Origin of the sequence: Ligilactobacillus salitolerans, from assembly GCF_003864415.1 — a bacterium.
In the GTDB taxonomy this organism is placed as follows: Bacteria; Bacillota; Bacilli; order Lactobacillales; family Lactobacillaceae; genus Ligilactobacillus; species Ligilactobacillus salitolerans.
In genome coordinates, this window is sequence record NZ_BFFP01000050.1 from 1 (window position 1) to 14,048 (window position 14,048).

Consider the following 14,048-nt stretch of genomic DNA (forward strand, 5'->3'; position numbering starts at 1 on the left):
AAAAGAGTTTCTCCTCTAACGTATATCTGAATCCATTTTTCCCCATAAAAATACTCCTCCCTAAAGTAGGCAAGCTTTAATTATTTAGCTTGTCTACCTAAGAAGGAGTATACCCTACTTGGAAAAATTAGCTGCACTGACTTTAAATTTTCCATCCGTCGCTTTGGTGATTTGTTTTAACAGATACTTAGAAAATAGGGGCTCTGTTCGGTTCACTTGAGTCATCTTGTGCCTCCTGATCTCAGCCTTTTTCTCATATTACATAGAATCTTTTTCATTGTAGGTACGTTTTTGCGGTGGTGTATAAGTTTGGATGAACTCCCTAATTTCAGGTAACGAATCTGAAAATAATAGTTTCTTGCGTTCAGCAGCTCCTAGAAAGCCGTTATCGACCATCGAATCAAACATTTTTTCTAAGGGTTCAAAAAAATGGTTGACGTTATACAGGACACAAGGATTGGAATTTTCACCGATGCGTGCCCACGAATAGGCTTGGGCAATTTCCTCTAAGGTTCCTGGACCGCCTGGCAGGGCTAGAGAGGCATCGGAAAGCTGAAGCATTGTTTCTTTTCGCGCGGACATATTAGGGACTACTTTCAGATCAGTTAAACCGTTAAAAGCGATATTTTTACGGTAGAGGACATCGGGGATGATCCCATAGATCTTACCGTTCTGACTGCTGACGGTTTCTGCCAAGATGCCCATTAAACCGTAGCGGCCGCCGCCATAGACAAGTTCGAAATTATTGGCGACGATCCAGTTCCCTAAATCAATTGCTGCTTGTTTAAAGAGTGGGGAGTTTCCTGAGGAGGCACCACAGTATACGGCTATTTTTTTCATTGAAAATAATCCTTTCGAGTTAAAATTCATTTACGTTAATCATAATACATTCTTAGTTTGAATCAAATGAGCAATAAAAAAATAACATACAACTTCCAATCTAATGGAGTTGCATGTTATCAGAGTTAGCTTAGTATGCTATTCTTAGAGAGTCACACCATATTTTTCGAAGTAGTATGGTAATGATTTCAATTCTTGCGCATCATATTCAGCAAAGAATTCTTCTAGCGTGCGTTTGCCATGAGTTTCTTGGTAACCAGCAGAAACGTACTCTACGAAGTGGTCGCCTTCGATCTCAAGCTGCAGTTCTTCAACTGGCAAGCCGCGTTTACTTGTAATATTAGCATCGATCAAGACAGGTTTGCCGGCTTTAGACGTTGCCAAAGCTTCGTCAAATGCAGCTGCTAAGTCCTTAGCTTCATTAACTTCGATGCCGTGAACACCCATTGCTTCAGCAATTTGCTTGAAGTTGGCATCTTTTAAGTCAACACCAAAGTTGTTCATAGTCAAATCATCTTGTTCTGATTTGATGAAACTTAAGAACTGGTTGGATGTGATGACATTGATGACAGGTAAATTGTATTTATTTAAGGTCAAAAGATCTTGCATAACCATAGAGAATGCTCCATCACCGGCAATGTTGAAGACCTGACGCTCAGGGTAAGCAAATTGACCTGCGATCGCACCCGGCAAACCGTAACCCATCGTTGCAAAAAGGGCTGAGATTGTCATCTTTTGCTCGCGTTTCATGTCCAAGAAACGGAAACTGTTAATGATGTTATCGCCAACATCGACTGAGAACAGAGCGTCTGGTTCAGCGATCCGGTTGATTTCCCGGTAAACTTGTTCGTATTCCAAGGCGCCATCTGTCTTGTTCATTAGTTTGTTAAGGTATTCTTTCCAGTTTTGCATATCTTCAACGGCAGCTTGATAGAAAGGTGATGCAGGTTGCTGTTCACTCATTTCTAAGGCCTTGTCTAAGAATTTGCCGGAATCAGACCAGATACTGTAATCCAGGTAATGATGACGGCCAAATTTAGCTTTGTCGTTATCGATTTGGACGAATTTAAATTCATGCGTCCGATAAACTAAGTTAGCAAATGGGAAGTTAGCTCCTAAGGCGATCACAAGGTCGGCTACACCGAAAATTTCATCGGCGGCTTTGGATGCAGCGCGGTTAGAAGTACCCATGTTGCCAGCAAAGTTGTCATCAACTTTCCCCTTGGCTAAACCAGTAATAACGACTGGAATCTGTAATTTTTCTGCTAATTTTTGCAGTTTATCTTGGTTGCCTTTAATTCCAGAACCAACATGGAAAACAGGGCGTTTAGCTTCTTTGATCATTGCCAATAAATGTGCAACTTCTTCATCAGTTGCTTCTGGTTCCGGAGCTGGTTTGCGGTCCGTGTTTTGAGCAGAAGAGAAAGGAATGTCTTCGATCTCTACAAAGCCCAGGTTATTCGGGATGACAACTACGGAAACACCTTGGTTTTTATAAGCTTCACGAATTGCTTTGTCAATAACATAAGGCAAACTTTCTGCTGTCATGACAATACGGTTGTAATCAGCAACGTCAGAGAACATTGGGATCTCTGGAAATTCTTGGAAGTAGTCATAGTTCATATTGGTGCTTGGAACCTGACCAACAATTGCTAGGACAGGGACATTATCTTCTTTTGCGTCATATAAGCCATTTAATAAATTGACTGCGCCAGGGCCGGCCGAACCAAATGTAACACCGATCTCACCTGTTGCCTTTGCGTGTCCAGCGGCGGCTAAGGCACCCACTTGTTCGTGACGCACTTGAACGTATTTAATGCGTTCTTGTTCAACTTCTAGGGCATGCATGGTAGAACTGATCGAACCACCAGGATAACCGTAAACATGTTTGACCCCCCAAGATTCTAAAACTTTCATCATTGCTACGCCGGCTTCAATGGTTTTTGTTGCCAAAATAATACATCCTTTCTCTTTCTACAATTTATGCTAAAAACATAACAGAATTATTTTACACTAAATGTAAATCGCTTACAAGGTTGTACACGATATTTCTTTAAAAAATCTTTGCTTTTTTGCCCAAAACGATGGAAAAAAATAATATGGGTTAATGTTTTTGACGGAATATACTATAATAAAGTATTAAGCAAGATATCAGAACAGAAAGCAGGAATTTGCTGAATGAATTTGGAAGAAATGAAAGAACGTCAGAAACATATCCGAAATTTTTCGATCGTTGCCCATATTGACCATGGCAAATCGACACTAGCTGACCGGATCTTAGAATTGACGGATACTGTTTCTCAGCGCGAAATGAAGGATCAGCTTTTAGATTCGATGGATCTTGAGCGTGAGCGCGGTATTACGATCAAGTTAAATGCGGTCGAGCTGCATTATCACGCGCAAGATGGTGAGGATTATATTTTCCACCTGATCGATACCCCAGGCCACGTCGATTTTTCTTATGAAGTTTCGCGGTCTTTGGCCGCCTGTGAAGGGGCTGTTTTGGTCGTAGATGCAGCTCAAGGGGTTGAAGCACAAACTTTAGCGAACGTTTATTTGGCAATAGATGATGATTTAGAAATCATACCGGTGATCAATAAAGTTGATCTGCCTTCTGCTCAACCAGAAGTTGTCCGGCAGGAAATTGAAGATTTGATCGGTCTGGATGCCGCTGATGCCGTTTTAACTTCGGGCAAGACTGGTCTTGGGGTTCCTGAAATGTTAGAACAGATCGTCAACCAGGTTCCTGCACCTTCAGGAGATTTAGAGGCACCGTTAAAAGCCTTGGTTTTTGACTCAGTTTACGATGATTACCGGGGAGTTGTCCTTAGTGTGCGAGTGACTCAAGGGACAGTTAGTCCTGGTGATAAGATCAAATTAATGAATAGCGGGATGGAATATGAGGTGGCAGAGGTTGGTGTTAATTCTCCTAAACCGTTGAAACGCGAGATCTTGATGGCTGGTGATGTTGGCTATCTGACAGCCAGCATTAAAAATATTAAGAATACTCGAGTTGGTGACACTGTTACTAATGCCAAAAATCCAGCTGAAAAACCTTTATCTGGCTACCGGGAAATGCACCCTATGGTTTATTCTGGACTCTATCCGACTGATAACGCGAAGTACAATGATTTACGCGAAGCATTGGAAAAATTACAACTCAATGACGCAGCCTTAGAATTTGAACCGGAAACCTCGCAGGCATTAGGCTTCGGTTTTCGGTGCGGATTTTTAGGACTGCTGCACATGGATGTGGTTCAAGAACGCCTAGAACGTGAATTTAACATGGATCTGATCACGACAGCACCATCTGTAACTTACAATGTTGAACTGACAGATGGGGAAATGATCGAAGTCTCTAATCCGGCCGAAATGCCTGACGTTCCTAATATCAAGCAAATTAATGAACCCTTTGTGCGGGCTGAAATCATGGTCCCCAATGATTATGTCGGTGCTGTAATGGAATTGTGTCAGCGCAAACGTGGTCAGTTTGTGACGATGGATTATTTAGATGATACTAGAGTCAATGTGATTTACCAGATGCCGCTTGCTGAAATTATTTTTGATTTCTTTGATAAACTAAAATCAAACACTCGCGGGTATGCATCCTTGGACTATGAATTTGACAAGGAACAGCCAAGCGATCTGGTCAAGATCGATATTTTGCTCAATGGAGATAAAGTTGATGCTTTGAGCTTTATTTCTCACCGGGAATTTGCACAAGAACGAGCACGTGTGATCACCAAGAAATTGAAAGGTATTATTCCGCGGCAGAACTTTGAGATTCCGATCCAAGCCGCCATTGGGGCGAAAATCATCGCGCGAACCAATATCAAAGCTTACCGAAAAGACGTTACTTCACGGATTCATACCGGCGATCCAGACCGCAGGGCTAAGCTCCTGGAGAAGCAGAAACGGGGTAAAAAGCGGATGAAGGATGTCGGGACTGTTCAGATCCCGCAAGAAGCATTTATGGCTGTGCTGCAATCTGAAGATGAGAGTAAGTAATTGAAAGTTGTAATTACCAATTTACTCAATAAGTTATGTTTAAGAATTGGAATTTAACTTTCAATTACTAAAGAGGTTAAATAAACTAAAAGTGAGCAGTGGAGACTGCTCATTTCTACAACTGAATAGGGGGAAGCGGTTTGTACGAATCGCTTCTCTCTTTCTTTATGAGAATTGATGCGTTTGCAACAAGTTAGATTGATTTGAATTTAGGCTGGAAGATTGCTAATATTGATGGCAGCATATTTGAGCGAGGTTTTTTACTATGGAAATATATCAGTATGTAGCAAACAGCATTTTGGGCATAGATCAAGATGAACGTTTCTTATATACCGCTAAAATTAAAATACCCGAATTTGCAGTTTTAAAAGGGGATGTTGTACAGTCTGAAGATTTTTATTCAAGCAGTCATTTTCAGATCGAAACACTAGACATTAAATTTCATGAGGGGAAATTCACCAGATTTAAGTTGAAATTGCGTTATCTGCCTGCAAACGGAGTGAACGCTAGTCCTGTCTCTATTAATCTGCTTTTTCACTCTGAATTAATGCAAATACGGAGATATGTGATTCATCAAGGCAAAAAGAAATATATTGAAAGTACACCTGATAAATCCGATATTTCTTTAGATAAGTTAGAAGAAGAATTCAATCATTTTCGCAAAATAGGCCTCTTTTTGGGCGAGCAGCTCGAAAAAATTGGTGTCGAAAATCATAGGTAATGATCTATTTCATGTGGATTTTTTAGACAAGAGCCGCCAAAGTTGCTAGGACTTTGGCGGCTCTTGTTATTTTTTTGTTTATTTAGTTTAGTGGTGCTGTGCTTTGATCAACCTTGTGAATGAGTAAAAAAATAGTGCTGATTTTGGTGATCAGCACTAAAAATATTATTCAAAATTTGCATTTGCCGCTGGTGCCTATTTGTTTTTCTTCTTTTCTTTCCAATCGTAGTCTTCGATTTTATACTTACGGCTATCTTGGATCTCGCCATAGATCGTAAAGGCTAAAATGATCAAAAAGACTGCGCCAAAGTAAAGAAAAGAATTTAACGTAAAATGCGAATCATCCTTTAAGACTGCGGAGGTCGGCGGTGCGTAAGCTGTTGCTCCGCTGGTAAAATCAACGATATTATTGTCTGTATTTCGTTTACCTTCGTTGTTATCATTATCCGAGCTGTTATTTCTTGCTTTATTCCCGGCTGCCAGCACTTGGGCTTTGCTATAGGTGTTCGTGATCCGGCGGAACTCCTTATTTTGTGCATCTAATGAAGCGGTATTTCCGGCTCTGCTGCTTGCTGATTTTTGTGTTTGTCTCGGCGTTCTGACATTGGTTGACTGTTCGGTTGCTGTGTCAGCGCTTGAACTGGGGGTGTTTTGCACACCAGCGGATCCTTTTTTAGAACTATCGCTTGCAGACGAGTTGGAACCGGAACTGGTACTTGAGTCTGAACTTGTGCTAGAGATTGAAGAGCTAGATGAGCTTGAAGAACTAACTGAACTCGAACCTGAGTTTGAACTGGAGCCGGAAGAAACTGATGAACTACTAGGTTCACTAGCTGCACTAGATCCATGTGAACTTTCAGAGTTGCTGGAGCTCACTGGGCTGCTTTCATTCTTGGAATCTGAGATTACCTGATCACTGTTCTCAAGATCGGATGCACCTTCATCATTTTGCACCGTGTTTTCCGTTTCTTCGGTGGTTGGGACGTAAGGGGAGCTTTTGCTTAGCTCTGCTTTAGAACCTGCTGCGGCCTGAACACGAGGAATCGAGGCAAAACAAAGCATCGATGATGCTAGGAGACAGCTCAAGTAGTAAAAATATTTTTTTCTAGAAAATAGCTGTGTTCGAAACAAGATTTCACTTCCTGTTTGATATTTCCGTCTGGAGTAATTGTAAATTTATGATACATATTAGCATAAATAATGTAACTGCAAAAGCCGTTCTTTTTGAAGCATGTTATATAATGCCTTTTTACTAGCAATTTCAAGACTTAATCTAAAATATTTGATTTTAATCGGTGATTTATCAGCTGATTTTTAGAAATAATTCGGATTTTGTTGCTGACTTAGTGTTGACGAACCGGAAAATTTAATTTAATATTATCTTTGTACATAAGGTCACGCGCCTGAAGATCGATCTTCATTGCTGAGTTATCAGTGCACATACCCAAGTCCATTCTTGCTGGAAGAGTGGGCTTTTTTATTGCGTTTTTCCCCATAAAAAGCTTTCTCCCTAAAATAGGAAAGCTTTAATTATTTAGTTTGTCTAACTAAGAAGAAGTATACCCGAGTTTTAGAGACCATCAACATTATTTGACGTATGTCCAATTTTGATTGGTGGGGGACGTGCTTTTTTAATATAACGAAAAAGAGCCAAGTAGCAACAGCCACTTGACTCTTCATCGATAACCCAAATATTGATGCCATCTCATTGAGCGAACGGTCGAACCGTCCTTTCCTTGAATAAATCATATCAGTTACATACCTGATAGTCAACGATGTTGCGAAAGATTTCTACAAACTGTTTTATTGAAACAACAGATTGGTAATACTTGGGATGTCGGTTAAATCTATTTATAACGCGAATTCCATGCTCATGGAAATGTTTCCAAGCTGCATTACTAGTTAATTAACCAGCAACCATGCGGAAAATAGAAGATTATTTTAATTCTCCCAAAGAGGATATTTTTTCTTCAGCTTTTTACTAAAAAAACGGAACAAAAATAAAGGATATAACTTCGTTTTGAAGTATGGAATTTTTTGAGATTGCTGCTTCAGTAAATGTTTTGGACATGGATTTAGAGTATTTCAGAGATTAAAAGATGAGTAAGAAATTAATGCAAAAAGATGGGAGTTTATGAATCACCTTATAAAGGTAACGATCCCTGACGGAACGACAAGAAGGCAGGCTGGTGACTATAGATTTTAATGCCCAGTACCAACAATTCGTTCATCGAATTTTTTTCGAATGCCGCAATTGTTTTTGATCGTTTTCATATTGTGCAATTAGTCGGTGGGATCCTTGATTGAGAGCGGGTCAAGAGCCTGAAGAGTCTGGATGATCATCGAAGCCGAACATACAAAGCTTTGAAGCATCAATGGCGTTTATTTCATAAAGACGAAACAGAACTGGACGGGCAGACAGTCAAGTATTATCCAAGTTTAAATGAATACACCACAGCACAAAACGTTGTTGGTATAGGATTAGAGCCTTTTCCAAAATTCAAAGAAGTTTATCGAGTTTATCAAGCTGTGATTCACTTTGCCCGACAACGCGATCAAGTCGGTCTGCAGGCTCTAGTCATGAATTACCAGCCGACTCACACAGAAATAGATACAGCCGTGAGAACAATCACCAAGAATTATCTGGGGATTCAAAATGCCTGTATTTGTGAGTATTCAAACGGCGGAATAGAGGAGGTAAACCGAAAAATCAAAGAGCTGAAACGCAGCTGTTACGGTTTTAGAAACTTGCGTCACTGCTTTATTTGCATCAAACTGATCCGAGCGTAAAAACCTAAAAAAAATAAATCTTTGTCAGGAAAGGCTTGCTTCCCTCGGCACAGACTTTCCTGACAAAGAGAAAAAGCAAAGAAACTGACTTAACAATTAAGAAAAAAGAAACACCATCTAAAAGATAGAGTTTCAGAGACAATCAACACTATTTGTCGTAGTCCCATTTTACCAAATTCTGCTCAAAGTGCCCGACATTTTTAATGGTTTTTAATGGGAACTAAAAAATAAAAAGCCTTTAGAATAGGCATTCTAAGGCTTTTTAGATCATTCTATTTGGTTCTAATAAGGAGAGTACAGGCTAAATCAATTACTACTATAAGGTGTCATATGATTTAATTAGTATTCATTCGAGTGCTTTATAGTTGTATTATGTGTCATGATTTAATAAAACATTTCTGATTTCAAGATCAATTTCAAGAGTGCTTGGGGTGCATTTCAAAAATAAAGCGACTTACCAAAATATTTGGTGAGTCGTTTTTTATGAATAGTCTGCCAACAAGATCAAAGTATAGTTACTTATTGTTGATCCTCTGATTTAAATCCAAGACACGTTGTTCAATCTCGTCTCTAACTTGACGAAAAACATCAAGAATTTCTTGATCAGATCCTTGAGCTTGGGCAGGATCTTGTAAAGGCCAATGCTCTTTTTTTACACTTGGCGGAGTAACTGGACAACGATCACGTGCATCGCCACATAGTGTAATGACCAAATCACTGGAATTTAAATAGCTTGAATTAATCAACTTTGATTGATTGTGCGAGATATCGATATTTTTCTCAGCCATCACTTTAACTGCATTTGGATTTAGTCCATGAGTTTCGATTCCAGCACTAGCAACACGCCAATTTGGACCTAGGATTTTTTTCGCAAATCCTTCTGCCATTTGACTACGGCATGAATTCCCAGTACAAAGAAAATATATTTGTGGCATATTTAATTCCTCCATTACTCAAGATCTTAAGAATGAAATTAGATTAGTAAGAACAGAATAACACTGTCCAGTTCTAACTGACTAATTGTAATTATCTATCCGATTCATTACCCAAATAAACCTAGCGATAGCCAAAGTCCACATAAGGTTACAAAGAGGACAGGAATTGTAATTGTAATACCGATTTTAAAGTATGTTCCCCAGGCAATTTTAACATTCTTCTGTGCCAAGACGTGTAACCACACGAGCGTTGCTAAAGAACCAATTGGTGTAATCTTTGGACCCAAGTCAGACCCAATTACATTGGCATAAACTAAAGTTTGGTGCATCAATCCTGATACATCTGCCGCTTTGATTGATAAGGCATTAATCATAACAGTTGGCATATTGTTCATTGCAGAGGAAAGAAATGCTGCTAGATAACCCATTCCCATTGTTGCGGCAAAACGACTACCAGTTGCCAACTTGCCAATTATTCCAGCAAGCAATGATGTTAAACCAACGTTCTGAAGACCATATACTACAACGTACATACCAATTGAGAAGAAAACAATATTCCATGGTGCGCCTTTGATAACCGCTTTAGTATCAATTTGTGAGCTTTTACGAGCTACTAATAGGAATATTACGGCGATTGAAAGTGCGATAAATGATACAGGGATATTTAAAAAGCCACTACTGAAATAACCGAGTAATAGTGCTGCCAATACAAACCATGAGAATTTAAATAATCGTTGATCCTTAATTGCCGTGCTTGGTTTAGCAACTTGTGAGATATCGTAATGCTTGGGCAATGCTTTACGGAAATAAAGATATAAAATAACGATACTTGCGATCAGCGAGAATAAATCAGGTAACCACATTCTTAAGGCATATTCAGAGAATGTAACGCCGAAGAAATCTGCTGAAACAATATTAACCAAATTACTTACGACTAAAGGCAATGAGGTTGCATCTGCGATAAAACCACTAGCAATGATAAAAGGAAAAACTCGTTTCTCATCAAAGTGTAGTGCCCGAACCATTGCAAGAACAATCGGTGTTAAAATGAGCGCGGCACCATCATTTGCAAATAAAGCTGCCACAATTGCGCCAAGAACCGCAATAAGAACAAACATCCGAATGCCATTACCTTTTGCAAGCCGAGCCATATGCAACGCTGCCCATTCAAAAAAGCCAATTTGATCAAGAATTAAAGAGATTAAGATGATTGCGACAAATGATAGTGTTGCATTCCAAACAATGCCGGTTACTGTGCCAACATCTTTAAATGTTACGACTCTAAATACCAATGCTAAGACCGCACCGCCAATGGCAGTCCAGCCGATTGATAATCCTTTTGGTTGCCAAATAACGAAGACCAAGGTCAATAAAAAAATAAATATTGCAAAAAAGACTTGCATAGCTCCTCCAAACTATCAAAAATCAAGGCATTTCTGCCTTGATTAAAGAATAACCACATATGTTTTGATATTTAATACTTTTAGCTTATTAAATTGTTAGTAATACCTTTTCAAAATCAGGCTGCCATTGTTCAACTGCAAAATGATTATTTGAAAGTTCTTTTACTTTTTCAATCCATTCAACTTCATTCTGTGCTCTGGCTTGTAAACAAGGGTTGGTAGTATTGGTTGCAAGCATACTCTGGTTAACCAACCACCATGTGTGTGCCATCTGTGCCCGATCAAGATCATCATTTAGGCGCATTGATTCATAAACGGGGGTCGTTTCTGGCAAGGTTACCATCACGATTTCGGTTTGGCTTGGATCTTGTAACCGAGGTAATAAATCAATGATTGCTTGTGGAACTTCACCAGAAGTTCGCTGTACTTCTTGAGCGTAGCTTTGTGTAGAATCAAGTAATAACAGTGTATGACCAGTTGGAGCGGTATCAATTACGACCACATCGCTATCATCTTGAGCAACAATATTGGCAAAGGCACGAAACACTGCAATTTCTTGAGTGCATGGTGAACGTAAATCTTCAGCAATATAATCAACATCATCAGATTTCATGGTTTTCTGTGCACTTGCTAAAACTTCATCCTGATAATCCTTTAAAACTTGTTGTTCATCAATATGACTGACCGTAATATCAGGGTCATCAGTCTTAAAAAGATTTAGGTGATCTGCTGGATCTGTAGTAGCCAAATGAACAGTCTTATGTTGGGCTACTAATTTTTTGGCGATTTGAACAGCAACTGTTGTTTTACCAACGCCACCTTTGCCCATGGTGAAGATGATTTTTTTATTAGATTTTACTAGATCATTAACGATGACATCTAAATTAGGATAGTCGTTTTTGATACTTGGCTGAGGAGTTAATTTTGGTTGTTCAGATTGTAGGACTAAACGTAATTTATCCAGACCAGTAACATTATAAGGGCGTAAAGGCACTTCAAACTGGGCAAGTTCTTTCAATGAAGCCGGCATTTGTGCAAGGTCATTTTGTTGCTGTGTAAAGATTGTCTGTGATGGTAAATCAGTCGGATCTTTTAATGTGCCATTAATAATGAGTTGTTGGTTCTTAATGCCAATAGCGGCAAGTTCTTGTGCAGCGCGATCTGCTTCTAATAAGGATGCTTTCTGTGGGCGGGTCACTAACATTAATGTCGTCAATTCGGGATCATTTAAGGTAACGACGGCTTTCTCATACATTGCCTTTTTGTCATCCATTCCGGCAAGTTGTCCAAGACAAGAAGCGCCACGATCATTTTCATCTAAATAGTTATTCCAAGCTGATGGCAGTTGAAGCAGTATCAAAGCATGTCCAGTTGGAGCAGTATCAAAAATAATATAATCAAATTTTTGATCAACCTCTGAATCAGTTAAAAAATTAGCAAATTCATTAAATGAAGCAATTTCAACTGTACATGAACCAGAAAGTTGTTCGGCCATATTGTTGATGGCAGTTTCTGGTAAGATTCCGCGATAAGGTCCAATGACACTTTCACGATATTCGGCGGCAGCAGTTACGGGGTCAAAGTTCGCAACAAACAATCCGGGAACATTCGCAATCTCTTTAGGTTTATTGGTTAACTCTGTATCAAATACATCTTGCAAATTACTGGCTGGATCGGTAGAAGCCAACATTACTCGTTTACCAGAGTCAGCTAGATTAATTGCTGTCGCACTAGCAGTTGTTGTTTTACCAACACCGCCTTTTCCTGTAAAGAATAAATAATGAGTTAATTTTGTTGATTGAGGTTGATAAGTTTGCATATTATTTTCTCCTTAGATAGATAGTCATCTATATATAGTACAAAAGAAACGGCTGTGCCATTTCTTACATCAAGTAGGAATTAGCAGCAGCCACTACCGCCACAACAACTATTCTTTTGTTCAGCAGGAACGAAAACCAAGCCAGTGTATTCGGATAGTTCATCGATTGTTGGATATGTGCCAGTTTTAACGATTTCGTCGTCAACGACTGTAATAGGTAATACTGAGTCAGCATCATCCTTGATAGCCGACAAAATTTCAGGTCGTCCACTAAAAACATCGGGGTTATTACTCAAATTGTAACGATTTGCTTCAACATTCGTAACACCTTGCATTGCCTCAAAGGCTGATGTGATTGTCAATAAGTCCTGATTAACACTGGGTCCGCAAACACCTGTGGAACAACACATAGCTGGTTCAAATAATTCAATTTTTTTCATTTGTAATGGCAACCTTTCCTGAAGAACAATTTGGACAATCAGCATCCGAATGACAAATACATTGGTCGTCACTAGTTAATAGCAGATCGGTGTCTTTTTTAAAAGACGTCATAAATTCTTCGTTAAGGGTATAATGTTGCCACTTACCGTCCTTGCGTGCTGATACGATGCCAGCATTCTGTAAAACTTTCATGTGGTGAGATAAAGTTGGTTGTGAAAAGTTGAAATGCTCTAAAATATCACATGCACATAAAGATCCACAAGAAAGTAAATCAATGATTTTTAACCGATTAGGATCAGCCATTGCCTTTAGTATTTGTACGTAATTTTGATAGTCCATTGTACACTCCTTTATAAATATAGACGCGCATCTATGTTTATAATATAGACCATTATCTATGTAAGCGTCAAGCATATTTTTAAAATAATAAAACCAGCAGGAGATCAACTAAGATGATTAAGCACTGCTGGTTTCGCGTTAGATCTGAAGTATTCTATTTTATAGTCGTTAGAAGTTCAATCGCATCGGCTTTGTAATACATTGGATTAGCAGCCATTGATGGTTGTAAATCAGTAAACTTACATTTGACTCGATCTTGCTTCATAATTTCTTCGTTTGTAATTGGACAATTTAGATCATTAACAGTAATTTGAGTTGATTTTTTACGGAATCGACCATCAAGAATAGTTACTGAATACTTATAACCAACAATAAGATCAGTGTTAAATTTTCTAGGACGACCGTCTTGTGCCAGAATGGGTTTCCCTTGACTATCAAGGCGTTCTTCAGTTTCAAATTTTGGTGTAACTTCGTCGAGTTCAAATGTTGAGCCAATATTTGAAAAATCAAAATCACGTAAATTAAGCATTTTAGCCATTTTATTTTCCTCTGCTTTCTAATTTGTTATACTATATCTATAAATTAGTTTTTGATTAGGTCGTTCACTTATACGGAGTGGACGGCTTTTTTGGTGCGCCCGGCATGGGCAGTAACTAGGCGGTGTGAGTCCGCTGTGAGCCGTAGTGGTCGGTATCACAAGTCGAAGGCAAGGGTGTCTATTGCGAGGTAGAATCTGAAGGAAGCCCTAGACA

13 protein-coding genes are annotated in these 14,048 nt (G+C 39.1%); 3 read left to right on the forward strand and 10 right to left on the reverse strand.

What is annotated here, in order from left to right; genetic code table 11:
- Positions 1 to 258 precede the first annotated feature (258 nt).
- Complete coding sequence (locus LFYK43_RS11045) at positions 259 to 840, reverse strand: LOG family protein (RefSeq protein ID WP_124978276.1); 582 nt, start codon at positions 838 to 840, stop codon at positions 259 to 261.
- Positions 841 to 984: 144 nt separating this feature from the next.
- Positions 985 to 2,760: a pyruvate oxidase gene (gene spxB, locus LFYK43_RS11050; protein WP_174713994.1), complete on the reverse strand. Its 1,776-nt coding sequence runs from the start codon at positions 2,758 to 2,760 to the stop codon at positions 985 to 987.
- 258 nt (positions 2,761 to 3,018) lie between these two features.
- Between spxB and lepA the strand changes: the two genes are divergently transcribed.
- On the forward strand, positions 3,019 to 4,848 hold the full coding sequence (gene lepA / locus LFYK43_RS11055; RefSeq protein WP_124978279.1) for a translation elongation factor 4: 1,830 nt from the start codon (positions 3,019 to 3,021) through the stop codon (positions 4,846 to 4,848).
- 265 nt (positions 4,849 to 5,113) lie between these two features.
- Positions 5,114 to 5,569, forward strand: a complete 456-nt coding sequence (locus tag LFYK43_RS11060; RefSeq protein WP_124978281.1) for a hypothetical protein — start codon at positions 5,114 to 5,116, stop codon at positions 5,567 to 5,569.
- 195 nt (positions 5,570 to 5,764) lie between these two features.
- On the opposite strand, the gene LFYK43_RS11065 is transcribed toward LFYK43_RS11060, so the two are convergent.
- Positions 5,765 to 6,700 carry a hypothetical protein gene (locus tag LFYK43_RS11065; RefSeq protein ID WP_124978283.1) on the reverse strand — a complete coding sequence of 312 codons (936 nt, stop codon included), beginning with the start codon at positions 6,698 to 6,700 and terminating at the stop codon, positions 5,765 to 5,767.
- A gap of 212 nt (positions 6,701 to 6,912) precedes the next feature.
- Positions 6,913 to 7,065: a hypothetical protein gene (locus LFYK43_RS12625; protein ID WP_158609244.1), complete on the reverse strand. Its 153-nt coding sequence runs from the start codon at positions 7,063 to 7,065 to the stop codon at positions 6,913 to 6,915.
- Positions 7,066 to 7,900: 835 nt separating this feature from the next.
- On the opposite strand from LFYK43_RS12625, the gene LFYK43_RS11075 reads away from it, so the two are divergent.
- On the forward strand, positions 7,901 to 8,359 hold the full coding sequence (locus LFYK43_RS11075) for a transposase (RefSeq protein ID WP_369692916.1): 459 nt from the start codon (positions 7,901 to 7,903) through the stop codon (positions 8,357 to 8,359).
- Between the two features lie 515 nt (positions 8,360 to 8,874).
- Here LFYK43_RS11075 and arsC read toward each other — a convergent pair.
- The 6 genes from arsC to LFYK43_RS11105 all read right to left on the reverse strand — a co-directional run bounded on the left by arsC (position 8,875) and on the right by LFYK43_RS11105 (position 13,834).
- The gene (gene arsC / locus LFYK43_RS11080) at positions 8,875 to 9,294 is read right to left on the reverse strand and encodes an arsenate reductase (thioredoxin) (RefSeq protein ID WP_054733508.1); all 420 of its coding nucleotides are present in this window, start codon (positions 9,292 to 9,294) and stop codon (positions 8,875 to 8,877) included.
- Positions 9,295 to 9,401: 107 nt separating this feature from the next.
- The gene (locus LFYK43_RS11085) at positions 9,402 to 10,697 is read right to left on the reverse strand and encodes an arsenic transporter (protein WP_124978290.1); all 1,296 of its coding nucleotides are present in this window, start codon (positions 10,695 to 10,697) and stop codon (positions 9,402 to 9,404) included.
- An 88-nt stretch (positions 10,698 to 10,785) separates the two neighbouring features.
- Positions 10,786 to 12,516 (reverse strand): arsenical pump-driving ATPase, encoded by a 1,731-nt coding sequence (arsA, locus tag LFYK43_RS11090; RefSeq protein WP_124978292.1) that lies wholly within the window; start codon positions 12,514 to 12,516, stop codon positions 10,786 to 10,788.
- 80 nt (positions 12,517 to 12,596) lie between these two features.
- Positions 12,597 to 12,956, reverse strand: coding sequence for an arsenite efflux transporter metallochaperone ArsD (gene arsD / locus LFYK43_RS11095; protein WP_057756802.1), 360 nt, complete (start codon positions 12,954 to 12,956; stop codon positions 12,597 to 12,599).
- Positions 12,943 to 13,296 carry an ArsR/SmtB family transcription factor gene (locus LFYK43_RS11100; RefSeq protein WP_057756800.1) on the reverse strand — a complete coding sequence of 118 codons (354 nt, stop codon included), beginning with the start codon at positions 13,294 to 13,296 and terminating at the stop codon, positions 12,943 to 12,945. Before LFYK43_RS11100 ends, arsD begins: the two co-directional genes overlap by 14 nt.
- A gap of 154 nt (positions 13,297 to 13,450) precedes the next feature.
- The gene (locus LFYK43_RS11105; protein WP_124978294.1) at positions 13,451 to 13,834 is read right to left on the reverse strand and encodes a hypothetical protein; all 384 of its coding nucleotides are present in this window, start codon (positions 13,832 to 13,834) and stop codon (positions 13,451 to 13,453) included.
- Positions 13,835 to 14,048: the final 214 nt, after the last annotated feature.